Annotated in this window: 19 protein-coding genes; 9 read left to right on the forward strand and 10 right to left on the reverse strand. The window is 72.6% G+C overall.

The genetic code is table 11. The features are described from left to right. Nucleotides 1-96: 96 nt before the first annotated feature. The 4 genes from ACFY9E_RS21030 to ACFY9E_RS21045 all read left to right on the forward strand — a co-directional run bounded on the left by ACFY9E_RS21030 (nucleotide 97) and on the right by ACFY9E_RS21045 (nucleotide 4,643). Nucleotides 97-1,902 (forward strand): ABC transporter transmembrane domain-containing protein, encoded by a 1,806-nt coding sequence (locus tag ACFY9E_RS21030; protein ID WP_390986086.1) that lies wholly within the window; start codon nucleotides 97-99, stop codon nucleotides 1,900-1,902. Then, complete coding sequence (locus ACFY9E_RS21035; protein ID WP_390986088.1) at nucleotides 1,899-3,680, forward strand: ABC transporter transmembrane domain-containing protein; 1,782 nt, start codon at nucleotides 1,899-1,901, stop codon at nucleotides 3,678-3,680. Before ACFY9E_RS21030 ends, ACFY9E_RS21035 begins: the two co-directional genes overlap by 4 nt. Nucleotides 3,681-3,891: 211 nt before the next feature. Continuing rightward, nucleotides 3,892-4,362: a DUF5709 domain-containing protein gene (locus ACFY9E_RS21040; RefSeq protein ID WP_390986091.1), complete on the forward strand. Its 471-nt coding sequence runs from the start codon at nucleotides 3,892-3,894 to the stop codon at nucleotides 4,360-4,362. A gap of 35 nt (nucleotides 4,363-4,397) precedes the next feature. Continuing rightward, complete coding sequence (locus tag ACFY9E_RS21045; protein WP_390986094.1) at nucleotides 4,398-4,643, forward strand: type B 50S ribosomal protein L31; 246 nt, start codon at nucleotides 4,398-4,400, stop codon at nucleotides 4,641-4,643. 22 nt (nucleotides 4,644-4,665) lie between these two features. On the opposite strand, the gene ACFY9E_RS21050 is transcribed toward ACFY9E_RS21045, so the two are convergent. Then, a complete protein-coding gene (locus ACFY9E_RS21050; RefSeq protein ID WP_390986097.1) occupies nucleotides 4,666-5,460 on the reverse strand; it encodes a metal-dependent hydrolase in 795 nt (264 codons plus the stop codon). A gap of 145 nt (nucleotides 5,461-5,605) precedes the next feature. Between ACFY9E_RS21050 and ACFY9E_RS21055 the strand changes: the two genes are divergently transcribed. From ACFY9E_RS21055 to ACFY9E_RS21065, 3 genes are all read left to right on the forward strand, one after another. Next, complete coding sequence (locus ACFY9E_RS21055) at nucleotides 5,606-8,119, forward strand: DUF3516 domain-containing protein (RefSeq protein ID WP_390986100.1); 2,514 nt, start codon at nucleotides 5,606-5,608, stop codon at nucleotides 8,117-8,119. Between the two features lie 37 nt (nucleotides 8,120-8,156). Then, complete coding sequence (locus ACFY9E_RS21060; protein ID WP_390986103.1) at nucleotides 8,157-9,029, forward strand: acyl-CoA thioesterase domain-containing protein; 873 nt, start codon at nucleotides 8,157-8,159, stop codon at nucleotides 9,027-9,029. Between the two features lie 127 nt (nucleotides 9,030-9,156). After that, entirely contained in the window at nucleotides 9,157-10,053 is an 897-nt protein-coding gene (locus ACFY9E_RS21065) for a DMT family transporter (RefSeq protein ID WP_390986632.1), read from the forward strand. Between the two features lie 263 nt (nucleotides 10,054-10,316). On the opposite strand, the gene ACFY9E_RS21070 is transcribed toward ACFY9E_RS21065, so the two are convergent. From ACFY9E_RS21070 to ACFY9E_RS21085, 4 genes are all read right to left on the reverse strand, one after another. Then, complete coding sequence (locus ACFY9E_RS21070; protein ID WP_390986105.1) at nucleotides 10,317-11,102, reverse strand: DNA-formamidopyrimidine glycosylase family protein; 786 nt, start codon at nucleotides 11,100-11,102, stop codon at nucleotides 10,317-10,319. Nucleotides 11,103-11,112: 10 nt separating this feature from the next. Then, entirely contained in the window at nucleotides 11,113-11,484 is a 372-nt protein-coding gene (locus ACFY9E_RS21075; protein ID WP_390986108.1) for a VOC family protein, read from the reverse strand. A gap of 99 nt (nucleotides 11,485-11,583) precedes the next feature. Beyond that, a complete protein-coding gene (locus ACFY9E_RS21080; protein WP_390986110.1) occupies nucleotides 11,584-12,510 on the reverse strand; it encodes a DUF6397 family protein in 927 nt (308 codons plus the stop codon). 126 nt (nucleotides 12,511-12,636) lie between these two features. Further along, nucleotides 12,637-13,050, reverse strand: coding sequence for a roadblock/LC7 domain-containing protein (locus ACFY9E_RS21085; protein WP_031137176.1), 414 nt, complete (start codon nucleotides 13,048-13,050; stop codon nucleotides 12,637-12,639). A gap of 104 nt (nucleotides 13,051-13,154) precedes the next feature. On the opposite strand from ACFY9E_RS21085, the gene ACFY9E_RS21090 reads away from it, so the two are divergent. Continuing rightward, the gene (locus ACFY9E_RS21090; protein WP_390986113.1) at nucleotides 13,155-13,583 is read left to right on the forward strand and encodes a TIGR03618 family F420-dependent PPOX class oxidoreductase; all 429 of its coding nucleotides are present in this window, start codon (nucleotides 13,155-13,157) and stop codon (nucleotides 13,581-13,583) included. Between the two features lie 16 nt (nucleotides 13,584-13,599). Here the strand turns inward: ACFY9E_RS21090 and ACFY9E_RS21095 are convergent, their stop codons facing one another. The 5 genes from ACFY9E_RS21095 to ACFY9E_RS21115 form a co-directional block, all read right to left on the reverse strand. After that, nucleotides 13,600-14,205 carry an ATP/GTP-binding protein gene (locus ACFY9E_RS21095; RefSeq protein ID WP_390986115.1) on the reverse strand — a complete coding sequence of 202 codons (606 nt, stop codon included), beginning with the start codon at nucleotides 14,203-14,205 and terminating at the stop codon, nucleotides 13,600-13,602. A 68-nt stretch (nucleotides 14,206-14,273) separates the two neighbouring features. Further along, a complete protein-coding gene (locus ACFY9E_RS21100) occupies nucleotides 14,274-14,684 on the reverse strand; it encodes a DUF742 domain-containing protein (RefSeq protein ID WP_390986118.1) in 411 nt (136 codons plus the stop codon). 22 nt (nucleotides 14,685-14,706) lie between these two features. Further along, nucleotides 14,707-15,144, reverse strand: coding sequence for a roadblock/LC7 domain-containing protein (locus tag ACFY9E_RS21105; protein WP_390986121.1), 438 nt, complete (start codon nucleotides 15,142-15,144; stop codon nucleotides 14,707-14,709). Beyond that, nucleotides 15,141-17,717: a nitrate- and nitrite sensing domain-containing protein gene (locus ACFY9E_RS21110; protein ID WP_390986124.1), complete on the reverse strand. Its 2,577-nt coding sequence runs from the start codon at nucleotides 17,715-17,717 to the stop codon at nucleotides 15,141-15,143. Before ACFY9E_RS21110 ends, ACFY9E_RS21105 begins: the two co-directional genes overlap by 4 nt. A 240-nt stretch (nucleotides 17,718-17,957) precedes the next feature. Next, nucleotides 17,958-18,731, reverse strand: coding sequence for an MHYT domain-containing protein (locus ACFY9E_RS21115; protein WP_390986127.1), 774 nt, complete (start codon nucleotides 18,729-18,731; stop codon nucleotides 17,958-17,960). A gap of 152 nt (nucleotides 18,732-18,883) precedes the next feature. On the opposite strand from ACFY9E_RS21115, the gene ACFY9E_RS21120 reads away from it, so the two are divergent. Continuing rightward, nucleotides 18,884-19,483: a methyltransferase domain-containing protein gene (locus ACFY9E_RS21120; protein ID WP_390986129.1), complete on the forward strand. Its 600-nt coding sequence runs from the start codon at nucleotides 18,884-18,886 to the stop codon at nucleotides 19,481-19,483. Nucleotides 19,484-19,511 lie beyond the last annotated feature (28 nt).

The following is a 19,511-nucleotide window of genomic DNA, read 5'->3' on the forward strand; positions in this document are numbered from 1 at the left end:
TCACGGTTTGCTGCCTCTGTCGGCGGCCGCCCCACTCCCCTGCCGACTCCGTCTCCCCATCCCGTTCGCCCCCCTGACACGAGCCACTGGGACGTCATGCAGATTCAAGACCTTCCGTACCCCGACCCGGGCGTGCCGGACGCGCGTTCGGGGCCCCGATTCCTGTGGTGGCTCTTCCGCAATCAGCTGGGCGGTCAGCTCAAGTCGCTGGCCTGGGGGCTGCTGCACTTCGCCTCCGTCGCCGCGCTGCCGTTCTGTGTCGGGGTCGCCGTGCAGGCCGTCGTCGACCGCTCCGGCTCACGGCTCGCCCTGGCGGGCGGCCTGCTGGCGCTGGCCTGCGTCGGCAACGCGGTCGGCGACACCTTCCTGCACCGCACCGCGATCACCAACTGGATCACGGCGGCCGCCCGCGTCCAGCAACTGCTCGCCCGCAAGGCCGCCCATCTCGGCTCGGCACTGACCCGGCGCGTCGCGGCCGGTGAGGTGGTGGCTGTTTCGACGGGTGACGTCGAGAAGATCGGCTGGTTCGTCGAGGCCCTGTCCCGCTTCACCGCGGCCCTGGTCACCATCGTGCTGGTCTGCGTCGGACTGCTCGTCTACCAGCCGGCGCTCGGCGTGGTCGTCGCCGTGGGGCTGCCCGCGCTGGCGCTCGCCGTGCTGCCGCTGCTGCCCCGCGCCACCCGGCGCGCCGACACCCAGCGCGAGAAGGCCGGACGCGCCACCGAACTCGCCTCGGACACCGTCGCCGGGCTGCGCGTGCTGCGCGGGATCGGCGGCGAGGAGCTGTTCCTCGACCGCTACCGCAGCGCCTCCCAGGAGGTCCGCCATGCGGCCGTGCGCAGCGCCCGGATGTGGTCCCTGATCTCCGCGATCCAGGTCCTGCTGCCCGGGCTGCTGCTCATCGCCGTCGTCTGGTACGGCGTGCGGCTGGCGCACGAGGGGCGGATCACCGTCGGCGAACTGGTCACCGTCTACAGCTCGGTGATGGTCCTCACCTACCCGCTGCGGCACTTCGAGGAGATCGCCATGGCGTACTCCTTCTCCCGGCCCTCCGCCAAGCGGGCCGCGGGAGTGCTGTCGCTCCAGCGGCCCACGGACACCGCCGGATCGCGCGCCGACGACGTCCCCTCCGGTGACCTCTACGACCCTGAGACCGGGCTGCTCGCGCCCGCCGGGCGGCTCACGGCAGTGGTGTGCGGCGACCCGGACGCGGCGGGCCTGCTGGCGGAACGGCTGGGCGGACACCCGTCCCAGGAGGGCACCTCGGTGCTGCTGGGCGGGGTGCCGCTCGACGAACTCCCGCTGGACAGCGCCCGTACGGCCGTCCTCGTCCAGGACAAGGACCCGGTCCTGCTGTCGGGCACGCTGCGCGACCTGCTCGACGTACCCGCGTCGGGTGACGTCCCGCCGCAGGCGGCGCTGGCGGCCGCGCAGTGCGACGACGTGCTGGCGGCGCTGGTGCAGGGCTCGCTGGACGCCGCCGATCCCATGGACGCGCGGATCACCGAACGCGGCCGGTCCCTGTCCGGCGGTCAGCGGCAGCGGCTCGCGCTGGCCCGTTCGCTGGTCACCGACCCGGAGGCGCTCGTCCTGGACGAGCCGACCTCGGCCGTGGACTCGCACACCGAGGCGCGGATCGCGCAGGGCGTGCGGGAGTTGCGCGCCGGGCGCACGACCGTGGTGTTCACCTCCTCCCCGCTGCTCCTGGACCGCGCCGACCGGGTCGTGTTCCTGCACGACGGCGAGGCCGTGGCGGTCGGCGCCCACCGCGAGCTGGTGCGGAGCGAGCCCCGCTACCGGGCGGTGGTCACCCGCGAGACGGACGACGAGGCCGCGCTGAACGGCTCCGTCGCCCTGAAGGACGTCCTGAAGGATCTGGAAGAGATCGAGGAGAAGGCATGATCGGCGTCGCGCCACCGGCATACGACCCGGCGGCCCCGACCACGGCGAGCACCCTGCCGGTCGGCGCCCCCGGGACCGTCCGCGCCTACGTGGCCGAACTGCTGCGCCGGCACCGGCGGGCGTTCCTGCTGCTGATCGCCGTCAACACGGCCGCCGTGATCGCCTCGATGGCCGGTCCCTGGCTGCTGGGCGGACTCGTGGAGCGCGTGTCCGACGGGACACGGGACCTGCGGCTGGAACTGACGGCCGGGCTCTTCGTGGCCGCGCTGGCCGTCCAGGCGGTGTTCGTCCGCCAGGTGCGGCTGCGCGGGGCGATGCTGGGCGAGCGGATGCTGGCCGACCTGCGCGAGGACTTCCTCGTCCGGTCGGTGGGGCTGCCGCCCGGGGTGCTGGAGCGGGCCGGGACCGGCGACCTGCTGTCCCGGATCACGACCGACATCGACCGGCTGGGCAACGCGATGCGCGAGGCCGTGCCGCAGCTGTCCATCGGCGTGGTGTGGGTCGTTCTGCTGATGGGCGGACTGGTGATCACGGCGCCGCCGCTGGCGCTCGCCGTGCTGCTCGCCCTGCCACTGCTGATCGTCGGCTGCCGCTGGTACTTCCGGCGGGCGGCCTCGGCCTACCGATCCGAGGCCGCCGGGTACGCCGCCGTGGCCGCCGCGCTCGCCGAGACCGTGGACGCCGGGCGCACCGTCGAGGCCCACCGCCTGGGCGAGCGCCGCGTGGCGCTGTCGGAGCGCCGGATCAGGGAGTGGACCGCCTGGGAGCGGTACACGCTCTGGCTGCGGTCGGTGCTCTTCCCCGTCATCAACGTCACCCACGTCACCGTGCTCGCCTCGGTCCTGATGATCGGCGGCGTGTTCGCCCTGCACGGGTGGATCGACATCGGGCAGCTGACCACCGGCGCGCTGATCGCCCAGATGCTGGTCGACCCGGTGGGCATGATCCTGCGCTGGTACGACGAGCTCCAGGTGGCGCAGGTGTCGCTGGCCCGGCTCGTCGGGGTCCGGGACATCGAGCCCGACGCCGGGGATCCGTCGGTCGCCCCCGAGGGACGGCACGTGCACGCCGACCGGGTGCACTTCGGCTATCTGGAGGGCGTGGACGTCCTGCGCAAGGTGTCGCTGGAGGTCGCCCCCGGCACCCGGATGGCCCTGGTCGGCCCCTCGGGTGCGGGCAAGTCCACGCTGGGCCGGCTGCTCGCCGGGATCTACGCGCCCCGGGACGGCCGGATCACCCTGGGCGACGCCGAGCTGTCCCGGATGCCCGCAGAACGCGTCCGCTCCCATGTGGCCCTGGTCAATCAGGAGCACCACGTCTTCGTGGGCTCCCTGCGCGACAACCTCCGGCTCGCGCGGACCGGTGCCGTCGACGCCGAGCTGTGGGCTGCGCTGGGCGCGGTCGACGCGGACGGCTGGGCCAGGGCGCTGGAGGACGGCCTGGACACCGAGGTCGGCTCGGGCGGCCTGGCGCTCACCCCGGCCCAGGCCCAGCAGATCGCGCTGGCCCGCCTGGTGCTGGCCGACCCGCACACGCTGGTCCTGGACGAGGCGACGTCGCTGCTCGACCCGCGCGCCGCCCGCAACCTGGAACGCTCCCTGGCCCGGGTCCTCGACGGCCGCACCGTCGTCGCCATCGCCCACCGGCTGCACACCGCACACGACGCGGACGTCATCGCCGTCGTCGAGAACGGCCGCATCAGCGAACTGGGCAGCCACGAGGAGCTGGTCGCGGCGGACGGGGCGTACGCGGCGCTGTGGAGGTCGTGGCACGGCTGAGCGCCTCGTCGTGCGGGACGGCGTCGCCCGGAGGGGGGCCGCCGGGTCCTTGGCGTTGCGCGGTCCCGAGCCGGGGTGGAAGGCTGGAATCAGGCACCGGCTCGGGGAACGCCCGGTACTCAGCGGTTCGGGCGGCGCCAGTGCTCCGTGCGGCGGCGGCCCGGCGCGGGACCCGTGCGATCGGGCCCGTCCCCACCCCCTGGAGGTACCCGTGAACAGCTCCGACGGCTGGGGAGACGACGTCTACCAGCCGGACCAAGACGAGCAGAGAGAGGACACGGGGCTGCTCGACGCCGAGGACACCCTGGAGTACGACGGCGTCGACGATCCCCTGGACCGGGGCTGGTCCCCTCCCGAGCGGCCTTGGGCCGTCGAGCACCTCGGCGTGACGGCGGCCGAGCGGCAGCGGGGCGAGACGCTGGACCAGCGGCTCTCCGAGGAGCTGCCGGATGCCACCGCCCCGGACGGTGACGGCCTCGGGGACTGCGAGGGCACCGACGGGGAACTCCTGGACAACGAGGTCGGCGCCGCGCGCTCCGGCCGGCTCGTGGCACCCGACGAGGGCGCCCACGAGGACGAGGAGGAGGCACTGGTCGCCATGGACGTGGGCATCGACGGCGCCGCAGCGTCGGCCGAGGAGGCCGCCGTGCACATCGTCGACGAGGACACCCTGTCCGGCTGATCGCGAAACCGGCCCGAGTCGTTCGAGGAGCATTCATGCCGCAGGACAAGCACCCCGACTACCACCCCGTCGTCTTCCGCGACCGCGCCGCCGGATACGCGTTCCTCACCCGGTCCACCGCGACCAGCGACCGGACCATCGAGTGGGACGACGGAGAGACCTACCCGGTCGTGGACGTGGAGATCTCCTCGGAGAGCCACCCCTTCTACACGGGCAGGGCCCGCACCGTGGACTCGGAGGGCAGGGTCGCCGCGTTCGAGCGGCGCTACGGCGGCCGCTGAGGCTCCTTCCGGCGGGCCGCGCTCAGATGACGTTGAGCGCCGCCGCGCAGCCCACCCCGCCGAGCAGCATGAACACCGGCATCAGCACCTTCAGCTCCACCCAGCTGCCGGCCCGGAACCGCATGACCTTCGGCGGCCCGATCGGGTACCAGCGCTTGCGCCCCACCGGGATGGGCCACAGGATCGGGCAGCCGGACACGGTGAGCGCGTCTCCGATGTCGTGCACGAGCGCGCCCAGCACCACCGGCAGTCCCAGCCACAGGTACTCCTGGCCCGGCGCCGTGAACAGCCAGTCCGCTCCGTTGCCGGGCTTGTCCAGCACGCCCGCGAGGATCCACGCGGTGGTCGCAGCCAACAGCCACACCAGGACCTCGCTGCTGGAGCCGCGCGTCGCCCGCCACAGCAGGCCCTCGATGGCCAGGACCATGTGCACGAAGAGGACCGCGAGGACGCCCCAGCGGTCGCCGGTGATCGCCACGACCGAGGTGCCCGCACCGATCAGGACCGCCCACAGCCAGGTGTGCGTGAGGGTGCGGTGCCCACCGGAACGGCGCGGGTCGCCCTGCTTCTTGGTGGCCTTGTAGACGGCGTACGACAGCTTGTCCACGATCTCGCACAGCCAGCGCGACACCGGCCCGAAGGACCGGGAGATGGTCGCGGCCTTGTGGTCGAGGTCCGGGGCCAGGGCCGCTCCGGCGCAGATCAGGGCGCCGACGAGGAGGACCGGCCAGGGCATCGGGTGCCCGGCCGCCGCGGCGGCCGCACCGACGCCGAGCCAGGCGGCGGCTCCCGACAGTGAGTGTGCTGGTCCCATCATGACCGCTGCCCGCCCCATTCCTGATGTGCCGCTGTCCAGTTGACCGGGCGCGCTGACGTCCCGTCGGCGCCCCAGCGTAGCGTTCGTGATCTTCGGGCCCGCAGCCGATTCCCGCATCGGGCATCGGGCCAGGCAAGATGGGGGCGTGACCCTCATCGATCAGCTGCCGCGGACCGCCGACCCCGACGCCTTGTACGAAGCCTTCGAGTCGTGGGCCGGCGAGCGCGGGCTCACCCTCTACTCCCACCAGGAGGAGGCGCTGATCGAGGTGGTCTCCGGTGCGAACGTGATCGTGTCGACGCCCACCGGCTCCGGCAAGAGCATGATCGCGGCGGGCGCGCACTTCGCGGCCCTCGCCCGTGACGAGGTCACCTTCTACACCGCCCCGATCAAGGCGCTGGTGTCGGAGAAGTTCTTCGAGCTGTGCAAGATCTTCGGCACGGAGAACGTCGGCATGCTGACCGGTGACGCGTCCGTCAACGCCGATGCCCCCGTGATCTGCTGCACCGCCGAGGTGCTCGCGTCGATCGCGCTGCGCGACGGCAGGCACGCGGACGTCGGCCAGGTCGTGATGGACGAGTTCCACTTCTATGCGGAGGGCGACCGCGGCTGGGCCTGGCAGATCCCGATCCTGGAGCTGCCGCAGGCGCAGTTCGTGCTGATGTCCGCGACGCTCGGCGACGTCTCCTTCTTCGAGAAGGACCTCACCCGCCGCACGAACCGCCCGACCGCGGTGGTCCGCTCGGCGACCCGGCCGGTCCCGCTCTCCTACGAGTACCGGTACACCCCGCTCACCGAGACGCTCACCGACCTGCTGGCGGCCCGGCAGGCGCCCGTCTACATCGTGCACTTCACTCAGGCGCAGGCCGTGGAGCGGGCGCAGGCGCTGATGAGCATCAACATGTGCTCGAAGGAGGAGAAGGAACGGATCGCCGAGCTGATCGGCAACTTCCGCTTCACCACCAAGTTCGGGCGCAACCTCTCCCGTTACGTCCGGCACGGCATCGGCGTGCACCACGCCGGCATGCTCCCCAAGTACCGCCGCCTGGTCGAGAAGCTCGCCCAGGCCGGTCTGCTGAAGGTCATCTGCGGTACCGACACACTCGGCGTGGGCGTCAACGTCCCCATCCGCACCGTGCTGTTCACGGCCCTCACCAAGTACGACGGCACCCGCGTGCGCACCCTGCGCGCCCGGGAGTTCCACCAGATCGCGGGCCGTGCCGGACGGGCCGGGTACGACACGGAGGGCTTCGTCGTCGCGCAGGCGCCCGAGCACGTCGTCGAGAACGAGAAGGCCCTCGCCAAGGCCGGCGACGACCCGAAGAAGCGCCGCAAGGTGGTCCGCAAGAAGGCACCGGAGGGCTTCGTCGCCTGGTCGGAGCAGACCTTCGAGAAGCTCATCGGGTCCGAGCCGGAGCCGCTGACGTCCCGGTTCCGGGTGACGCACACGATGCTGCTGTCGGTGATCGCCCGCCCCGGCAACGCCTTCGAGGCGATGCGGCGGCTGCTGGAGGACAACCACGAGCCGCGCAAGCAGCAGTTGCGGCACATCCGCCGGGCCATCGCGATCTACCGTTCGCTGCTGGACGGCGGCATCGTCGAGAAGCTCGACCAGCCGGACGCCGAGGGCCGCGTCGTCCGTCTCACGGTCGACCTCCAGCAGGACTTCGCGCTCAACCAGCCGCTGTCCACGTTCGCACTCGCCGCCTTCGAACTGCTCGACCCCGAGTCGCCGTCGTACGCGCTCGACATGGTGTCCGTCGTGGAGTCGACGCTCGACGACCCGCGGCAGATCCTCGCCGCCCAGCAGAACAAGGCGCGCGGCGAGGCCGTGGCCCAGATGAAGGCGGACGGGGTCGAGTACGAGGAGCGCATGGAGCGCCTCCAGGACATCACCTACCCCAAGCCCCTGGAGGAGCTGCTCTTCCACGCGTACAACACGTACCGCAAGAGCCACCCCTGGGTCGGCGACCATCCGCTGTCGCCCAAGTCGGTCATCCGTGACATGTACGAACGGGCGATGTCCTTCACGGAGTTGGTGTCCCACTACGAGCTGGCCCGCACCGAGGGCATCGTGCTGCGCTACCTCGCCAGCGCCTTCAAGGCCCTCGACCACACCGTTCCGGACGACCTCAAGTCCGAGGACCTCCAGGATCTGATCGCCTGGCTGGGCGAGATGGTGCGCCAGGTCGACTCCAGCCTGCTGGACGAGTGGGAGCAACTGGCCAACCCCGCGGAGATGACCGCCGAGGAGGCCCAGGAGAAGGCCGACGAGGTCAAGCCGGTCACCGCCAACGCGCGCGCTTTCCGCGTCCTGGTCCGCAACGCCATGTTCCGCCGCGTGGAACTGGCCGCTCTCGACCAGGTGGGCGAACTGGGCGAGATGGACGGGGAGTCCGGCTGGGACGCCGACGCGTGGGGCGAGGCGATGGACAAGTACTGGGACGAGTACGAGGATCTCGGCACCGGTCCCGACGCCCGCGGCCCGAAGCTGCTGCTCATCGAGGAGGAGCCGGAGAACGCCCTGTGGCGGGTCCGGCAGATCTTCCACGACCCCAACGGCGACCACGACTGGGGCATCAGCGCGGAGGTCGACCTCACGGCCTCCGACGCGGAGGGCCGCGCGGTCGTGCGCGTGACCGACGTCGGCCAGCTCTGAACGGCCGGACAGCAGCGAGCACAGGAGAATCCCACCCATGACGACGAACCCGGCCGAGAGACTGGTCGACCTGCTCGACCTGGAGCAGATCGAGGTCGACATCTTCCGCGGCCGCAGCCCGCAGGAATCCCTGCAGCGGGTCTTCGGCGGGCAGGTGGCGGGCCAGGCGCTGGTCGCCGCCGGCCGCACCACGGAGGGCGACCGCCCGGTGCACTCGCTGCACGCGTACTTCCTGCGGCCGGGCCGGCCGGGTGTGCCGATCGTCTATCAGGTCGAGCATGTGCGCGACGGGCGGTCGTTCACCACCCGCCGGGTGACGGCCGTGCAGCAGGGCCGCACGATCTTCAATCTCACCGCGTCCTTCCACAAGCCGGAGGAGGGCAGCTTCGAGCACCAGCTGCCGCCAGCCCGCGAGGTCCCGGACCCGGAGTCCCTGCCCACGGTCACGGACGAGATCCGGGAGCACCTGGGCGCGCTGCCCGAGCAGCTGGAGCGGATGGCGCGCCGCCAGCCCTTCGACATCCGCTACGTGGACCGGCTGCGCTGGACCGCCGCGGAGGCCCGGGACGCCGAGCCGCGCAGCGCCGTGTGGATGCGCGCGGTCGGACCGCTCGGCGACGACCCTCTCGTGCACACCTGCGCCCTCACCTACGCCAGCGACATGACGCTGCTGGACGCCGTCCGCATCCCCGTCGAGCCGCTGTGGGGCCCACGCGGCTTCGACATGGCGTCGCTGGACCACGCCATGTGGTTCCACCGCCCGTTCCGCGCGGACGACTGGCTCCTCTACGACCAGGAGTCACCGATCGCGGTCGGCGGCCGGGGCCTGGCCCGGGGCCGGATCTACGACCGTGAGGGCCGTCTGGTCGTGTCCGTGGTGCAGGAAGGGCTCTTCCGGAAGCTCGGCTGACCTGGGCGCTCACCGATCGGAGCACCGCGGGCCGGGGCTCCGATCGCGCCGCTGACCGGATCCGGCGACCATGGCAGGAGCAGGCACTGCCGGCGTCACACGCCCGCCGATCCGGGAGGTGGCCACGCTGCACACCGTGCTCCCTGTCGTGTTCGCGATCTGCGCGGCCTTCAGCAACGCCGTCGCGACCGTGCTGCAACGCAAGGCGGCGCTCACCGTGCCCGCGTCGCAAGGCCTGCGGGCCGGCCTGATCGTCGATCTGCTGCGCCGGCCCGTGTGGCTGGCCGGCATCCTCGCGGTGATCGGCGCCGCCGTCTGCCAGGCGCTGGCGCTGGCCACGGGGCCGCTGACGATCGTGCAGCCGCTGTTCGTGCTGGAGCTGCCGCTCACCCTCATCGTCGCCTCCGTGCTGATGCACCGGCATCTGCCGGGGAGGGGCTGGCTGGCCGTGACGGTGGTGGTGGCCGGTCTGGCGGTCGCGCTCGCCGCCGCCTCCCCCGCCGGCAACCGCACCCACGTGGCGCTGGACCGCTGGATTCCCGCACTCGCCGTGTGCGCGGGGGCGGTCGTCGCCCTCGCTCTGGCGGCCCTCCGACGGCCGGAGGGCCGTGCCCGGGCGGCCTGCCTGGGTGCCGCGACGGCGATCAGCTACGCGGTGACCGCGGCGCTGATGAAGGCCGCCATGCACATCCTCGACGAGCAGGGCGTCGTGGGGTTCCTCACCGCCTGGCAGACGTACGCCTTCGCCGCCGCCGGTGTGTGCGCGCTGTTCCTGCTGGAGAACGCGATGCAGGCCGGCCCACTGGTCGCGTCGCAGCCCGCGCTCACCCTCGGCGACGCCCTGGTGAGCCTCGCCCTCGGCATCACCCTGTACGAGGAGACCATCCGCACCGGGTGGTGGCTGCTGCCCCAGCTGTTCGGTGTCGCGCTGATCGCAGCGGGGGTGTTCGCGCTGGCTCGGATTCCGTTCACGCAGTCGCTGGTGGCCCCGGACGAGGAACGGGAGACCGCGGCGGCACCCTGAGCGAAGGAGGCCCACGAAGGGACGCGTCAGCGGGCGGGTGACGATCGTCAGGGGCGGGGCCGGAGGCCTCGGAACCGTGGTGACCCGTGCCCTCGCAGACGGAGGGCGCCTCCGTGATGATCGCCGGTTCCGGGACGCCGAGGGTGCGGACCTCGCGGCACGCCTCCCGGATCACCCGTCCCGCTGGCACTCCGGGCACCACACCGTGCCCCGCCCGGCCATACGGGACCTGCGCAGGCGCATCTCGCGGCACGCCTCCCGGATCACCCGTCCCGCTGGCACTCCGGGCACCACACCGTGCCCCGCCCGGCCATACGGGACCTGCGCAGGCCGCTGCCGCACCGCGGGCATCTCGGGTCCCGGTCGTCCCGGTGGCCGGTGAGCCAGGAGTCCCTCGGCGGCACGCAGCCGGCGGTGACGGACGAGCGCAGGGTGCGGCGCATCTCGTCGAACAGGCGGCGGCGGTCCTCCTGGGTGAGATCACGCGCCCCGCGGTCGGGGCGCAGCCGGGCCCGCCACAGGATCTCGTCGGCGAGCAGATTGCCGAGCCCGGCGAGGACGGACTGGTCCGTGAGGGCCGTCTTGAGGTGCCCTCGGCGCGACACGAGCACCTCGTCGAACCGCGCACGGTCCACCGCCAGCGCGTCGGGGCCCTGCCGTCTCAGCAGCCGCTCCAGGTCGGACTCGTCGTGGGCCAGCCAGATCCCCTGCAGTTTGCGCTGGTCACGGAAGCGCAGCTGACGGCCCCCGCCCAGGGTGAACAGCACTCGGTCGTGCGTCTCTACGGGATCATCGGCGTGTCCGCAGACCAGCAGCCCCGTCATGCCGAAGTGCAATACGAGGGTGGGGCCGCCGGTGCGGGCGAGCAGCCACTTGCCGTGCCGCTCCGGCGTGCCGAACCTGCGCCCCTCCAGCGCGTCCCGCAGCCGCCGGGCGTCGACGCCGTGCAGGACGCCCGCGTCCCGCACGTCGACGTGCCGGATGACGCGTCCCTTCGCGCAGGACGCGAGCACCTGCCGGAAGCCCTCGACGTCGGGCAGCTCGGGCATGACCTGCGTGTCAGGTTTCCTGGAGGACGGACAGCACGTTCCCCGCCGGGTCGGTGAACCACGCGATCAGCGGGCCGCCGCCGCGGAAGATCCCCTTGTCGTCCGTCTTGAGATGGTCGTAGCGCTCGAAACGCACCCCTCTCCTGCTCAGTTCGTCGACCGCGGCCTCGATGTCGTCGACCGGGAAGTTGAGGATGGTGAACGTCGCCGGGGTGTGATCCGGCTTGGGGTAGACCAGGGTGTCCCGGTCACCCGCGAGGTGCAGGATCAGCATCCCGTTGTCCTCCGACACCCGCAGCCCCAGCGTGTCACCGTAGAACGCCCTGGCCGCGTCGATGTCGTTCACCGAGAACCCGCTGAACGCCTTCGTCGTACCGAACATGATCGCCTCCCGGACACAGTCTCGTCAGAGGTGGACCCGGGCGCATCCGGAAACTCATCGGTCAGGGCGCCGACCAGCGGTGATGCGGTGCCGAAGGGGTCACCCGGCCCATCGCCGGCCTCTGCGGAGGAGCCTGTTCAGCAGGCCGTGGGGAGGGACGGGCCTCGGGGGCACGGGCCGCGCAGCCGGCGGAGCGGGGGGTGGCGCGAGCGTCTCGGGTTCTGACCGCGGTGTCGGGGGCGGGGCCTCTGCCACGGGGAGGTGCCTTCGGGCCGTCCGCAGGGTGTGGGCCAGGTCTGCCCGGAACCAGTCCACTTCGTCCGGCTCGCTCGCCGTCATGAGGGTCTCGGCCAGCTCGGCGGCGCGTGAGCCGGGAGTGCCGTGCGCCGGGAGCCGGGGGCAGCAGCGGTCCAGGTGGGCGCGTTCGTGAGGATCCGGGACGACGTCCGCCACGTCGGCGGGGTCCAGGAGGCAGGCTACGGCTGCCGCGCGTGCCCAGGGGTCGTCCCCCGCTTGCCGCGTCAGGAATCCGACGTGCCGGCCCCGCCAGTTGCGGGGCCGCCGGTCCATCCCGGACTTCAGCCCTTCCCGGATCTCCGCGGGCGTGCGACGGCCGGTCAGCAACCGGACGTTGCTGCCCTCGGCCGCGAACTGCCGTAGTTCTTCGGCCAGATACAGCCAGACGACCGTCCGGTAGCGGTTCAGGGAGAACGTCACCGGGATCAGCAGGCCGAAGCGCGCGAGGCTCGTGAACCTGGTGGGCGCCACCTCCATGAGCTTCGCGCCCTCAGTGGTGCCGACGGTCGCGACGCGCTCGCGCAGGGCACCCGGGAAGCCGTCCCCGGAACGCAGCCGGTCGATCTCGCCCCGGGGCACGCGCCGGCCCCCGCCTCCTTCGTCGGGAACGGTCCGGATGAGCCCCAGGTTCGCCGCGAGGTCGAACTCGCGGCGTTTGAGGTCCAGTTCGCGTGCGGCCCGGCTCGGGGCGCAGGTGAGGCGGTCGGGTGTCGTGCCGATGCGTGCCATGGTCGGTCTCCCCCGTGGAGTCGGCGGCTCACGCCGTGTGCGGTCGCCGTGAAAAAACCGTAGCCGCTGCGGCGGATCTCGCGGCGAGCCTGTGGACAACTCCGCGGGGGATGGCGAATACGCAGGTCAGAGGTCTGCGATCGGTTTTGGCTCCGGCTGGCGGGCATCCACGTCGAGGTGCTCGCCGACCCGGTTGACCAGCAGTGTCATCTCATAGGCGATCTGGCCGATGTCGGCCTCCGCGCCGCTGAGGACGCACAGACAGCTGCCCGTTCCGGCGGCGGTGACGAAGAGCACCGCGTCGTCGAACTCGATCATCGTCTGGCGTACGCTGCCCGCACCGAAGTGCCGTCCGGAGCCCTTGGCCAGGCTGTGCAGTCCGGACGACACGGCCGCGAGGTGCTCCGCGTCCTCGCGGCGCAGTCCGGTGCTCGCGCCGGTCACCAGGCCGTCGTTGGACAGGACCAGTGCGTGACGCACTTCGTGGACGCGCTCGGTCAGGTCGTCCAGCAGCCAGTCGAGTCCCTGGTTCTGCGCCATGTTCCGCTCTCCCCGTTTTCTCCCCGTGCGATTCTCCTCCTGGCCGGAGGATCTCCACGCCAGCCTTACCCACGTCCGCTGTCGGGGCAAGGAGGATGGGAGCCATGGCAGAGAAGATGACCGACGCGCAATGGCGGGAGTTCGTTTCCCACGGCACCCGCACCGCGAAGCTCTCCACGGTCCGGGCCGACGGCAGCCCGCACGTGGCTCCGATCTGGTTCCTGCTGGACGGGGACGAAGTGGTGTTCAACACCGGCCAGGACACCGTGAAGGGGCGCAACATCGTGCGGGACGGCCGGGTCGCCCTGTGCGTGGACGACGACCGGCCGCCGTACTCCTTCGTGGTGCTGCGGGGCCGCGCCCGCGTCTCGGACGACCTCGACGAGACACGGCACTGGGCCACCCGGATCGGCGCCCGGTACATGGGCGAGGAGCGCGCCGAGGAGTTCGGCGCGCGCAACGGCGTTCCCGGCGAACTCCTCGTCCGTGTCACCGTCGACAGGGTGCTGGCGGAGCGGGACGTCGCGATCTGACCGCGGTACGCCCCGGTCAGCCGACCGAGTCGAGCAGCCGGGCGGTGTGCATCCGCCCGGCGTACTCGACGAGCCGGATCAGCACCTCCTTTCCGGAGTCGCGGTCACGGGCGTCGCAGAGCACCACGGGCGTGCCCTTGTCGAGGTCGAGGGCGCGCGAGACGTCCGGGACGCCGTGCCGCCGGGCGCCCGCGAAGCAGTTGACGGCCACGACGAACGGGATGCGCCGGTGCTCGAAGTAGTCGACGGCGGGGAAGCAGTCCTCCAGCCGGCGGGTGTCCGCGAGGACCACCGCGCCGAGCGCCCCTTGCGACAACTCGTCCCACAGGAACCAGAACCGGTCCTGGCCCGGCGTGCCGAACAGGTACAGGGAGAGGCCGGACCGGATGGTGATGCGCCCGAAGTCCATGGCGACGGTCGTGGTGGTCTTGTGGTCCACGCCGTCGGTGTCGTCCACCGACTGCCCTGCTTCGCTGAGCAGTTCCTCGGTGCGCAGTGGCCGGATCTCGCTGACGGCGCCCACCAGGGTCGTCTTGCCCACGCCGAACCCGCCGGCGACCAGAATCTTCAACGCCAGTGCGGCGGTGTCGCCGCCCGGGGCGTCGGAGTGCTCGGAGACCATTGATCACTTCTCTCAGGAGTGCCGGGTGTCGTGCATGCGCGGAGGGTGGGTGTTCGGCCAGTGGGTGACTACAGCGCCCTCAGCCCCTCGATCACCTCGCGCAGGATGCGTTCGTCGGGCAGCTGCGCCGGTGGTACGGGGCGGCTGACGGTGACGCAGCCGAGTTCCAGGAGGTCGCCGAGGAGGACCCTGACCACGCCGACGGGCAGGTCCGCACCGGCGGCGAGTTCGGCGACCGACTGGGTCTCCGTGCGGCACAGGTCGAGGAGGTTGCGGTGTTCCGGCCCGAGCGGGGCGTCCTCGACGCCGGGCGCGCCCGGGTCCAGTGTGACCAGGGCGATCAGGTCGAACCGGACGCCCGTGGGGCCGGGCCGGGTACGTCCGCCCGTCATGGCGTAGGGGCGGACGAGCGGGCCGGCCTCGTTGTCGTACCACTGACTGTCCTGTTCGAGCGGGGTGCCCGTCGTGTCCTCGGTCATCTGCGTGGACCGTTCTTCCGGTTCATCCGGCGGCGGGTGGCCGCGCGGCCACGCGGGGCGCCGTGCCGAGGTGCTCGCCGACGCGTTTGACCAGGCGTGCCATCTCGTAGGCCACGAGGCCGATGTCGGCGGTGACGGCGGTGAGGAGGGCGAGGCAGGAGCCGTCGCCCGCGGCGGCCACGAACAGGAAGCCCTCGTCCATCTCCACCATGGTCTGGCGGACCCCGCCGGCGCCGAAGTGCCGCCCCGCGCCCTTGGCGAGGCTGTGGAAGCCCGAGGCGACCGCGGCGAGGTGCTCGGCGTCCTCGCGGCGCAGGCCGCTCGAGGCGCCCACGGCGAGGCCGTCGTTGGACAGCACCACGGCGTGCCGTATGTCGCTCACACGGAGCACCAGATCGTCCAGCAGCCAGTCGAGTTCGCCGGACCGCCGGGCGGCCTGTGTGCTCGGGTCCTGGATCATGCGGGGTCTCCTTCGCTGCTGTCGCTGCCCGTCGCGGGGCCGGGAGTGGTGCCGCGGCCGGGTCGCCTGCCGCCGCCGCGCGCCCAGCCGTCGCGGTAGGCCGCCATGCGGTTCCGTACGAGTTCGGGGGTGCGTTCGTCGTCCCGGGGGGCCGGCGTCGGCGGTTGCTCCTCGGGCCGCCCGTCGCGCAGTTGGGGAGCGAGGCTGGCCTGTCGTACGCGGCGCGGAAGGTCGTCGGAGTCTTCGGGCTGCTGCGGTGGGCGGTGCAGTCGCAAGGTGGCGACTCCTGGGGGTGGGGTCTGGCTCGGGGTCTCCGGATGACGTCGGCTCTCCGCGTGATGCGGGATGTCCGCGTGCCGCACGGCTTCGCTCTCCGCGACGGCCGGTACGGGAGCCACGAGGGCGCGCCGGTCGCTCTGGGCGGGGACGGCGTCCTGGAGCGTGGTGGCGTCGGGCACGCGCGCGCAGGCGCGTTCCTCGGGTTGCCTCGCGGGCCGCGCGGCGTCGGGGGACCGTTCCGCCGCCCCTGTGTGGAGCAGGGCGGTGGGCAGCAGGACGACCGCCGTGGTGCCGCCGTACGGCGAGGTCCTCAGGTGGACCTTGACGTCGTGCCGGGCGGCGAGCCTGCTGACCACGAACAGCCCGAGCCGGTCGCTGTCGAACAGGTCGAGCGCCTCGGACTGCGCGATGCGGCGGTTGGCTTCGGCGAGGGTCTCCTTGCCCATGCCGAGGCCGCGGTCCTCGACCTCGACGGCGTAGCCGTTGCCGACGGGTTCGCCGGTGACGCGCACGCGCGTGTGGGGCGGCGAGAACTGGGCGGCGTTCTCGATGATCTCGGCCAGCAGGTGTGTCAGGTCGGCGACGGCGGCGCCGACCACGGCCGCCTCGGGAAGCTGCCGTACCTCCACGCGCGCGTAGTCCTCCACCTCGGAAACGGCCGCGCGGACCACGTTCGTCAGGGAGACGGGCATGCGCCAGGCCCGGCCGGGGGCGGCTCCGGAGAGGATGATCAGGCTCTCCGCGTGGCGCCGCATGCGGGTGGTGAGGTGGTCGAGGCGGAAGAGATCACTCAGCTCGTTCGGGTCGTCGGAGCGGCGTTCCATGCTGTCCAGGAGGGCCAGCTGCCGGTGGACGAGGATCTGGCTGCGGCGGGCCAGGTTGACGAAGACGCCGGAGATGCCGCTGGCGAGTTCGGCGCGTTCCACGGCGGCCCGCAGCGCGGCGCGGTGCACGGTGGTGAGGGCCTCGGCGACCTGCCCGGTCTCGTCCTCCGCGGGTACTCCCGGCGGTGCCTCGGCGCGGATGTCGATCTCCTCCCCCGCCCGCAGTTTCCGCATGGCGTCGGGGAGTTTGCGCCGGGCGATCTCCAGGGCGCCGTTGCGCAGGCTGACCAGTTCCACGACGAGGCCGCGCCCGATCCGCACGGAGATGACGAGCGAGGCGGCGACGGCCGCCAGGCCGAGCAGGACGGCGGCACCGGCCGGGGTGAGCAGTCCGCGGGTGAACGGGTCGGCCCGCTCCGCGACTCCGCGTGCCGCGTCGTCCTCGATGGTGCGCATGCCGTTCCGCACGCGCGTGTGGGCCGCGTTCCAGGTGCTCTCGGGTGCCGCTTCGGCCGTCTTCGCTCCCGGCCCGCGAGCGAGGACGCCGTCCTCGGCGCGGCCCAGGGCGGTGTAGGCGCTGTGACCGGCGAGGGCGTCCCATGCGGAGCGTTCGCCGGCGCTCAGATCCGCGACGGCCGACTCGGTGAGCGTGCGGCGCAGGTCGACGGCGCCGGTGAAGAGCCGGAACCGCTCCCCGCTCAGGGCGCCGTCCAGGCGGGCACTCGCCAGTACCGCGTCCTCCTGGGCCAGCGCCTCGCCCGCGCGGGCGAATTCGAGCAGCACGCGCGCGTCGGAGCCGAGGTCGGCGTCCTGGATCCCGCTGAGCGCGCCGCCGACGCCGAAGGCGGTCGAGATGGTCCGGGTGTAGCGGTCGTACGTCTCCGCCCAGCCGGCGCGCCCGTCCCGCACCGCCGTGCGCAGCGGCCGCAGTTGCTCGGCACCGGTGACGAACGCCTTCAGCCGGCGGGCGACTCCGGCGGGCAGTTCCCCGCTGTCGGCGACGGTGTTGTCTGTGCCGAGCCGCAGTTTCGCGACGGCCCGGTCGGTGCGCCGGGCGAGATCGTCCAGTTCGTCGGTGCGGACGGCGGAGGGATCGGTGGCGTGGCGTACGGCGGCCGCGCGTTCGGCCTGGAGGGCGTCGACAGCGGCGGAGACGGGGGCGCGGACCGTGGCGTCCACGCGTTGGACCTGCCGCAGCCGGGAGACGTCCTGGGCGGTGGTGACGGTCGCGTAGGCCCACAGGGCCAGGAGGGAGACGACCGGCACCATCAGCAGGCAGACGATCTTGGCACGCACGGTGCGGGGGCGGATGTGCCAGCGCTCCGCGCGCACGGGTATTCCGTCCGCCGCGGCGGACGGGGGCGTCTCGGGACTCTCGTCGGCCGGGGGCCCGGCGTGCGCACGGCGGCCGCGCACGGGCGGGGGCGGCGCCTCGGCGCCGTCTGTGGGGGTCCTACGGGGTGTTCGCATGGACTCCTCGCTCGGGAGTGGGTCGGGGGCGTGCGGTCCGGCGTGCCGGCCAAGGCGCCCCGTCCGGACCGGAGCGCAGGGCCGGGAGGCGGGCTGTCCGCGCCGGGTGCGCCACCGGGGCCGCTGAGGCGGTTCCTCCTGGTCGCGGGGCCGCTGACCGGGAGGCGCACCTCGCACCACCCGGGCCGTTGCGTCGCGTTCGGCCTTCCGCGGCTCTGCGGTGTGCGGTCGCCTTCGCGGCTAGGGTGCGGCGCTTCCCACCGGTCGCTGAGCCGAGGCGGACGCCGCCCGCTCCCCGGCCGTCGGCGACAGGGCGACGAAGGCCGAGGTGAGGAAGAGGTAGGAGCCGAGGCCGACGGCCAGGGGGAAGATGAACTGCATCGCCGATGCTCCGGGCAGGGCTCCCCCGGAGGGGGTCACGCGCACACCCACCGCGAACATCCCGGTGTAGTGCATGCTGCTGACGGCCGCGCCCATGATCAGGGAGGCGATGGTGACCGCCACGGGCGACTTGATGTGGAGAGCCGCCCAGAGGGCCGCTGTCGCGGCGACGACGGCGATCAGCACGGAGAGTCCGACGAGCAGCGGGTCGTAGGTCACGTCGCCGTGCAGACGGACGGCCGCCATGCCCAGGTAGTGCATGCTCGCGACGCCGAGCCCGGTGGTGAGCCCGCCGGCGAGCAGCGCACGGCCCCGGTCCCTGCTGTAGCCGACGGCGAAGACGCCTGCGCAGACGACGACCATGGCGACGAGCAGGCTCAGCAGCGTGAGCGGCACGTCGTAGCGGATGTCGGTGCCGGTGACGCCGAACCCGAGCATGGCCACGAAGTGCATGGTCCAGATGCCGGTGCCGATCGCCGAGGCGGCGGTGACGAGCCAGTTGCGGCGCGAGCGCCCGGTGGTGGCGAGCGCGCGGACGGTGCAGCGCAGACCGAGCGCGGCGCCTATGCAGGCCATCACGTACGACAGTGCGGGGGTCAGCCACCCCAGGGCTGCGTGGTCCAGGTGTCCCATGGCCCCGGGACGCTAGACCCGGCTGGGGCGCGCGAAGGGGGCGCATTTCGAAAGGTGCTGGAATATGACGCAAGGATGTATCGGAACGATCGGGTGACGCTCGAACATGTGCACTGAGGCGTCATCCTTGCCGGTGAGGAATCATGCGGTGCATGAGCGACGAGCAGACGCGTGTCCAGGAGTTCTTCACCGCCCGCGCCGCCGACTGGGACAGCCGGTTCCCCGACGACGGTCCGGCCTACGCGGCCGCGGTCGCCGAGCTCGGGCTGCGGGCGGGTGACCGGGTCCTCGACGCGGGATGCGGCACCGGACGCGCCCTGCCGCCGCTGCGAGCCGCCGTCGGAGCATCCGGAGTGGTCCTCGGGGCCGACCTGACGCCGGCCATGCTGCGGGAGGCCGTACGGGCCGGGCGGGACCGTGACGGGCGGTTGCTGCTCACGGACGTCGCCGCGCTGCCGCTGCGCTCGGAGTCTCTGGACGCCGTGTTCGGGGCGGGTCTCATCTCGCACCTCGGGAGCCCGGCCGAGAACCTGCGGGAGCTCGCGCGCGTGGTGCGCCCCGGTGGGGTGCTGGCGCTGTTCCACCCGATCGGCAGGGCGGCTCTCGCGGCACGCCACGGCCGCCCGCTCACCCCGGACGACCTGCGCGCCGAGCCGAACCTCCGTCCGCTGCTGGCCGGTTCCGGGTGGCGTCTGACGTCGTACGTCGACGAGGACTCCCGCTTCCTGGCACTGGCCGTGCGCGAGGACTGAACACCGTGCACGAGGACCGAACACCGTG

Source organism: Streptomyces sp. NPDC012466 (assembly GCF_042955215.1).
Taxonomy (GTDB): domain Bacteria; phylum Actinomycetota; class Actinomycetes; order Streptomycetales; family Streptomycetaceae; genus Streptomyces.